Genomic DNA, 6,557 nt, shown 5'->3' on the forward strand with positions numbered 1-6,557 from the left:
GGCTTCCCCGGCGGCCGACGCCGACCCGGAACCTGCGCCCCGGCCTGAGCCTGTTGCACCGCCACAAGCGCCGGTGGAGGCGGTAGCCAAACCGCAAGTTGCGCCTGCTGTGGTAGCGCCGCTTGCTGCATCCGCGCCTGCTGAAGAGACGCCTGAAGCTGAAGACCAAGCCAGCGAGCAAGACAGCGAACTGGAAACCGCTGCGCCGTGGGACGATGCCGACGATGCCTTGCCTGCCTATGCCATGGCCGAGGAAGCCGAGCTGACGGAAACGGTGGCCTATCAGTTTGATGGCGACTGGAGTGCGCTGGTGGGCTTGCTGGGTACCCGCCTGGGTGCCGCCCGCATGCTGGCACACAATGCCGTGCTGAAAAACTGGAGCCAGTCGCGACTGGAACTGGCCGTGCCGGACAGCTTCCGTCACATGGCCACCCGCGACTATCAGGAAAAACTCAAGGCTGCGCTGACCGAACAATTCGGTCAGCCGGTCGAACTGGTGGTGACAATCGAGGAACTGGGGCTGGAAACACCGGCCATGCAGGGTGCCCGTCATCGTCAGGAACAACTGGCCCAGGCCCGACAATGCCTGGAAAACGATCCGGTCATCCAGCAACTGGTGCGCGAAATGGGCGCCACGCTGGTGGCGGAAACGATTCAACCTTTGCAGGAGTTGTGACATGTTCGGTAAAAACGGTATCGCTGGTCTGATGAAGCAAGCCCAGCAAATGCAGGAAAACATGAAGAAGGCCCAGGAAGAACTGGCCACCGTGGAAGTGGAAGGCCAGTCCGGTGCCGGTCTGGTGAAAATCGTCATGACTTGTGCTCACGATGTGAAGCGCGTGTCCATCGACGACAGCCTGCTGGACGATGCCAAGGAAGACAAGGAAATGCTGGAAGACTTGATTGCTGCCGCTGTCAACGACGCGGTACGCAAGGTGGAAGCCACTTCCCAGGAAAAAATGTCCGGCTTTACCAACGGCCTGAATCTGCCGGCCGGCATGAAACTGCCGTTCTAAGACCCGCTCACAAAACCCCTGATTCTGCGTTGCGCCGACTTGCCGTACTCACTGTACTGTCTGCGTCGGCGCGCCTTGACTCGGGTGCTCTGCGAGGTTTTGTCAGCGGCTCCAAGCCCCTTGCAACTGGCGGGGCCCGCCAATGATTGACAGCCTGTGGGAGTGGGAGTCGGCATGGAGCAGGTATTGCAGGGACGTTGTCTGTGCGGGGCGGTGCGCTATCAATGCCATGGCCGCCCTTTAAGCGTGACTTACTGCTATTGCAAGACCTGCCAGCTGGCCAGCGGCGCACCGGTGTACCTGGGGGCGCTATACCCCGCCGGTGCCGTGCGCTGGCAAGGCAGCACCACCGCTTACCGCTCCTCGGCGCTCGGCCTGCGGCATTTTTGCGGGCAGTGCGGTTCCACCCTGTTTTATGAATGCACCGATGGCAGCGGGCGGGTGGAAATCACCATTCCCACGCTGGAAACGCCAGCGGTATTGCGGCCTGACTGTCATGAATGGACGTCCAGTGCCATTCCCTGGTTTCACCTGGACGACGACCTGCCGCGTTACCCGCAGGCGCGCCGGACGACTGATGCCTTGCCTGTTCCCCTTTGCCAAACCCGTATTCCGGATTGCCGATGAAAAACCCACCCGCGCTTGAACAACTGATTGCTGCCCTGAAAGTGCTGCCCGGTGTCGGCCCCAAAACCGCCCAGCGCATGGCTTTCCATTTGCTGCAACGGGACAAGACCGGGGCGGACAAGCTGGCGCGGGCGCTGGATCGGGCGCTGAACCATCTCACCCATTGCGAACGCTGCAATACCTTCAGCGAAACCCCGCTGTGCAGCATCTGTGCCGACCCGGAGCGCAGGCCGGACCAGCTGTGCGTGGTGGAAATGCCGGCCGACCTGATGACGCTGGAGCAGGCCAAATGCTATCAGGGCCTGTATTTCGTGCTGATGGGGCGTATTTCGCCGCTGGACAATATCGGCCCCAAGGAAGTGAACCTGGACAAGCTGATGGTGCGGGCGCTGGATGATGTGGTGGAAGAGGTGGTGATTGCCACCAATTTTACTGCCGAGGGCGAAGTCACCGCCCACATGATTGCCGAGCTGCTCAAGGGCCGCGGCCCCAAGGTGTCGCGCATTGCGCGTGGACTGCCGGTGGGTGGCGAGCTGGAATACGTCGACCTGAGCACGTTGGCGCAGGCGGTGTATGAACGCAAATCGCTGACCGCCCAGTCCGACCCGTCCACCCCGCCGGGCTGAGCGTCACGGCAAGCGCTGTCACTCCATGGCTTGCCGCAGCAGTGCGCCTAACAGGGCAACGCCCTCGCGCTGGTGTAGCGGGTCGAAAAAGCTGAAGTTAAGCCGCAAGGCATTGGCCGCCACCGGGTGCGGGTAGAACAGCGTGGCCGGTGCGTAATGTATGCCCTGTTCGATGGCCAGCGGCAGCAAGGCCGCACAGTCCAGCCCTTCGGGCAACACCACCCACTGGAAATAGCCGCCCTCGGCGCGCAGCAAGCGGCTGCCCGCCGGAAAACTCTCCATGATTTGCTGCACCATGGCATCGCGCCGCTGCCGCAGGCTGGCACGCAGCCGAGTCAGCATGTCGCCGTGCTGACCGGTGGCCAACAGCCGTGCCAGCGCCATCTGGCTGGGCAGGGGGGTGCCCAGCGAGCTGCACAGCTTCAGCCCGCGCACGGTGTCGCTCAAGCGCCCGGCTGCAATCCAGCCTACCCGGTAACCCGGTGCCAGCGATTTGCTGAACGACGAGCAGTGCAGCACCGTGCCGCTACGGTCGTAGGCCTTGAGCGGGCTGGCCCCCTGCTTGCCGAAGTACAGTTCGCGGTAGGTGTCGTCCTCGATGATGCATACCCGGTATTGCTCGGCCAGTGCCACCAGCGCGCGCTTTTGCGCTTCCGGCATCACCAGGCCGGTGGGGTGCTGGAAGTTGGCCATCAGCACGATGCCGGCCGGACGTTGCTCGCGCAGCGTTTCTTCCACTGCGGCCAGGTCCAGGCTGCCTTGCTCGGACAGGGCGGCAGGCAGAATGGCAATGCCCAGATGGCGCAGTTGTTCCAGTGCTGCCGGGAAGGCTGGCGTCACCACTATCATGCTCTGGCTGCCGGAGGCGCTGACCGCCGCGCGCATGGCCAGGGTGAGTGCTTCCATGCCACCGCAGGTAATCAGCAGCTCGTCCCCCGCCAGCGCAATGCCCTGACTCAGATAGTGCAGCCCCAGCTCGCGGCGCAGGCCGTCAAAACCTTCCAGCGGCGTGCTGGACAGGGCGTCGCGGTAGTCCTGCAAGGCGCGGCCCAGCGCCCGGTTCATCGGTGTGGTGTTGATCAGCGCCGGGTTGATGAAGGGGCAGCCCCAGGGCATGGGCAGGGCGGTGGTCAGGTGTTCCATGCGCAGGGTTTGCGGCGCTGCGGTTTCGGCCGGTGCTGCGCGTGTTGCCGGTGGACACACACGGAAGCCGGAGCGCGGCAGCGCCTGCAGCAAGCCCTGCCGCTCCAGCTCGGCATAAGCGCGCTGGGCGGTGGTCAGGCTGACGCCATGGTCCTGGCACAGCTGGCGCAAGGAGGGCATGCGGTCACCGGCGCGCAGCTGGCCCTGTTCGATGGCGTGGCGGAACAACTGCGCCAGTTGCTGGGTTTTGCTCATGGACTGATTACTCGCGGATGGGGTGCTCATTCGCCGATAAAGCTGCTTTTTTCCTGCAGCACATGCGCCGGTTGCGCCAGCGAACGAATGACAAAACGGATGTCATTGGCCCCGCGGGCTGCGTTTTCAGGTGCTACCTGCACCCGCACGCCGATGGTTTCGGTGGCGGTGGCGGCCAGGCTGACTGTCGGCGTGGCCGCTACCAGCCGGATGCCGGGCAGGCCTTCCACGCTGATGGCCAGGCGCTGGGCAGATTCGCTGCTGTTGATCAGCCGCACACTATAGCTGTTTTCCAGCCAGCCATCGTCGGTTTCCCGCACCAGGCTGGCACGGTCGCGCAGGATGTCGGCCTTGAATGGCAGCCGCTGGGTAAAGCTGAACACTGACAGGCTGATGATGCCCAGCAACAGGCTGCTGTAAAACAGCACGCGTGGCCGCTGCCATGCCGGTTTGCTGTGTTGCCTGCCTTCCAGTGCCGCCTCACTGGTGTAGCGGATCAGCCCGCGCGGGGCGTGCAGCTGGTCCATCACCTGGTCGCAGGCGTCGATGCAGGCCGCGCAGCCGATGCACTCGTATTGCAGGCCGTTGCGGATGTCGATGCCGGTAGGGCAAACCTGCACGCAGATGCCGCAGTCGATGCAGCCACCGGCGGATTTGTCGGCCTGCTTGCCGCGTGGTTCGCCACGGCGGGCATCGTAGGAAATGATCAGCGTGTCACGGTCGAACATCGCGCCCTGAAAGCGGGCATAAGGGCACATGTGGCTGCACACCTTTTCGCGTAGCAGTGCGGCCAGCAAATAGGTGAAGGCCGCGTAGAACAATATCCAGAACACTTCCCACGGCCCGGCCTGACCCTGCCACAGATTGCTTGCCAACTCGCCTGCCGGGGCAAAGTAGGCCACCAGCGAAAAGCCGGTCCACAGCGAAAACAGCAACATCAGGCTGTGGGCCAGCCCCTTTTTCAGCAGCTTGCCGGCGCTGTTGGGGGCGGCATCCAGCTTGCGTCTGGCCTTGTGGTCGCCCAGCACCAGCCGCTCGATCCACAGCATGATCTGGGTGTACACCGTTTGCGGACAGGAATAACCGCACCACAGCCGCCCGGCCAGCGTGGTCCACCAGAACAGGCCCAGTGCGCTGACCACCAGCAGGGCGGCCAGATAGACAAAGTCCTCCGGCCAGAAGCTGGCACCGAATACGAAGAACTGGTGGCGTTCCAGGTCAAACAGCACCGCCTGGCGATGATTCCATTGCAGCCATGGCAGGCCGAGGAAAACCAGCTGGGTGAGGATGACCAGTGCCACGCGGATGTTGTTGAAACGGCCACTGGTCAGGCGGGGGTAAATCTTGATGGGGACGGGCTGGCTCATGCTGCGGGCTCCGGAAGGATAACCCGCTCTTTTTAGGCGCTGTCACCATGACAGACAATGCACAGATCAAGCTGGTTTTATCAGTACAGATTTTTATTTTATCTATAAAAACAAAGGCTTGATTTGTATTGAATCCGGGTGGCGCTGCCGCTGATGCATACAGTTTCGGTACAGCTGTTTGCGCCAGATCAAACCGCTGGCTTAGCGCGTCAGCTGCGGAAACAGCCGGTACAGGCCATCGACGATGATCTCGACTGACACCGCCGCCAGCAGCATGCCCATCACCCGGTTGACGATATTGATGCCGGTCTGGCCCAGCAGGCGGCTGATGGGGGAGGCCAGCACCAGCGCGCCATAGCAGGTAATGGCTACCAGCAGGCTGCTGATCAGCAGATACACCACCTGCACCCAGGAATGGGCGGTGGAGGCATAAATGATGACGGTGGAAATGGTGCCGGGACCGGTGAGCAGCGGAATGGCCATGGGTACTACTGCGATATTGGTTTTGGCTTCGGCCTCGGACTGCTCTTCCTTGGTGGTCTTGGTAGGAGCCGGCTTGGCATTCATCAGCGCAATGGCAATCAGCATCACCAGCAAGCCGCCACCTACCTGGAAGGAACCGATGCTGATACCGAGAAAGCGCAGCAGGGTTTCGCCCACCACGGCAAACAGGCACAGCACCACCGCCACCGCCAGTGTGGTGGTCTTGGCTATGCGCTTGCGTTCCAGCTGACTGGAAGTAGGGGTCAGGCTGATGAAGATGGGAATGGCCCCCAGCGGGTTGACCAGCACCAGCAGGGCGACAAAGATTTTGGCGATTTCGAGTTCCATGGTGCATCCATGCTAGGGCAAAGCCGTGGGGCTGACATTCAGCGGCGGGACACAAAGCTGCAGGCTTGCGCCAGCGCTGGCATACGGTTCATGCAGCATAGCCCTTGCCGCCCTGCATTGCCGCTCAGCCCTTGTGGGTGACGGCGGACAAGGGTTCGTGAAAGCGCAGCAGGCGTCCGGCATTGGCCATCACCAGCAGGGTGCTCAGATTGTGCAGCACAGCCGCCAGCAGCAGGCCGGCACTGCCCAGCAGGCCAAAGGCGGCCAGCAGGGTGAGTGCCACCGCCCAGCCGAGCCCCAGCACCACGTTTTGTGCCAGTACCCGGCGGCACAGGCGGCTGAGCCTGATGGCGGTGGCCAGGCGGCGCAAATCATGGCTGATCAGCACCACATCGGCAGCGGCCACGGCAATATCGGCTGCGCTGGCTCCCATGGCCACGCCAACCGCACCGGCCTTCAGCGCCAGCGAGTCGTTGATGCCATCCCCCACCACCAGCGGGCGGTAACCGGCGCTGATTTCTGCCTGTACTTCCTTGAGTTTGCCCGCGGGCAGCACCTGCGCCACCACCCTGTCCATGGCCAGTGCCTGTCCTACCACATCGGCAGCGGCCACGGCAATATCGGCTGCGCTGGCTCCCATGGCCACGCCAACCGCACCGGCCTTCAGCGCCAGCGAGTCGTTGATGCCATCC

At 62.9% G+C, this 6,557-nt stretch carries 7 protein-coding genes and 1 pseudogene; 4 read left to right on the forward strand and 4 right to left on the reverse strand.

Going from position 1 to position 6,557, the window contains the following annotated elements; translation table 11 throughout:
- From AWT75_RS20085 to recR, 4 genes are all read left to right on the forward strand, one after another.
- Positions 1–676, forward strand: a 676-nt coding sequence (locus AWT75_RS20085; protein ID WP_275575776.1) for a DNA polymerase III subunit gamma/tau C-terminal domain-containing protein, incomplete at its 5' end; no start/stop codon positions are given.
- A gap of 1 nt (position 677) precedes the next feature.
- Positions 678–1,016 (forward strand): YbaB/EbfC family nucleoid-associated protein, encoded by a 339-nt coding sequence (locus AWT75_RS20090; protein WP_045846077.1) that lies wholly within the window; start codon positions 678–680, stop codon positions 1,014–1,016.
- Between the two features lie 174 nt (positions 1,017–1,190).
- Positions 1,191–1,643, forward strand: coding sequence for a GFA family protein (locus AWT75_RS20095; protein ID WP_082696238.1), 453 nt, complete (start codon positions 1,191–1,193; stop codon positions 1,641–1,643).
- A complete protein-coding gene (gene recR, locus AWT75_RS20100; protein ID WP_045846075.1) occupies positions 1,640–2,269 on the forward strand; it encodes a recombination mediator RecR in 630 nt (209 codons plus the stop codon). The genes AWT75_RS20095 and recR overlap by 4 nt, the downstream gene beginning before the upstream one ends.
- A gap of 18 nt (positions 2,270–2,287) precedes the next feature.
- Here the strand turns inward: recR and AWT75_RS20105 are convergent, their stop codons facing one another.
- The 4 genes and pseudogenes from AWT75_RS20105 to AWT75_RS20120 form a co-directional block, all read right to left on the reverse strand.
- On the reverse strand, positions 2,288–3,697 hold the full coding sequence (locus AWT75_RS20105; protein WP_082696239.1) for an aminotransferase-like domain-containing protein: 1,410 nt from the start codon (positions 3,695–3,697) through the stop codon (positions 2,288–2,290).
- A complete protein-coding gene (ccoG, locus tag AWT75_RS20110) occupies positions 3,694–5,034 on the reverse strand; it encodes a cytochrome c oxidase accessory protein CcoG (RefSeq protein WP_045846073.1) in 1,341 nt (446 codons plus the stop codon). The genes AWT75_RS20105 and ccoG overlap by 4 nt, the downstream gene beginning before the upstream one ends.
- Positions 5,035–5,235: 201 nt before the next feature.
- Positions 5,236–5,865: a MarC family protein gene (locus AWT75_RS20115; RefSeq protein ID WP_062791510.1), complete on the reverse strand. Its 630-nt coding sequence runs from the start codon at positions 5,863–5,865 to the stop codon at positions 5,236–5,238.
- A 124-nt stretch (positions 5,866–5,989) separates the two neighbouring features.
- Positions 5,990–6,557 (reverse strand): annotated as a pseudogene (locus AWT75_RS20120) (hypothetical protein); the annotation flags it as partial.

Source organism: Aquitalea pelogenes (assembly GCF_001515305.1).
GTDB lineage: Bacteria > Pseudomonadota > Gammaproteobacteria > Burkholderiales > Chromobacteriaceae > Aquitalea > Aquitalea pelogenes.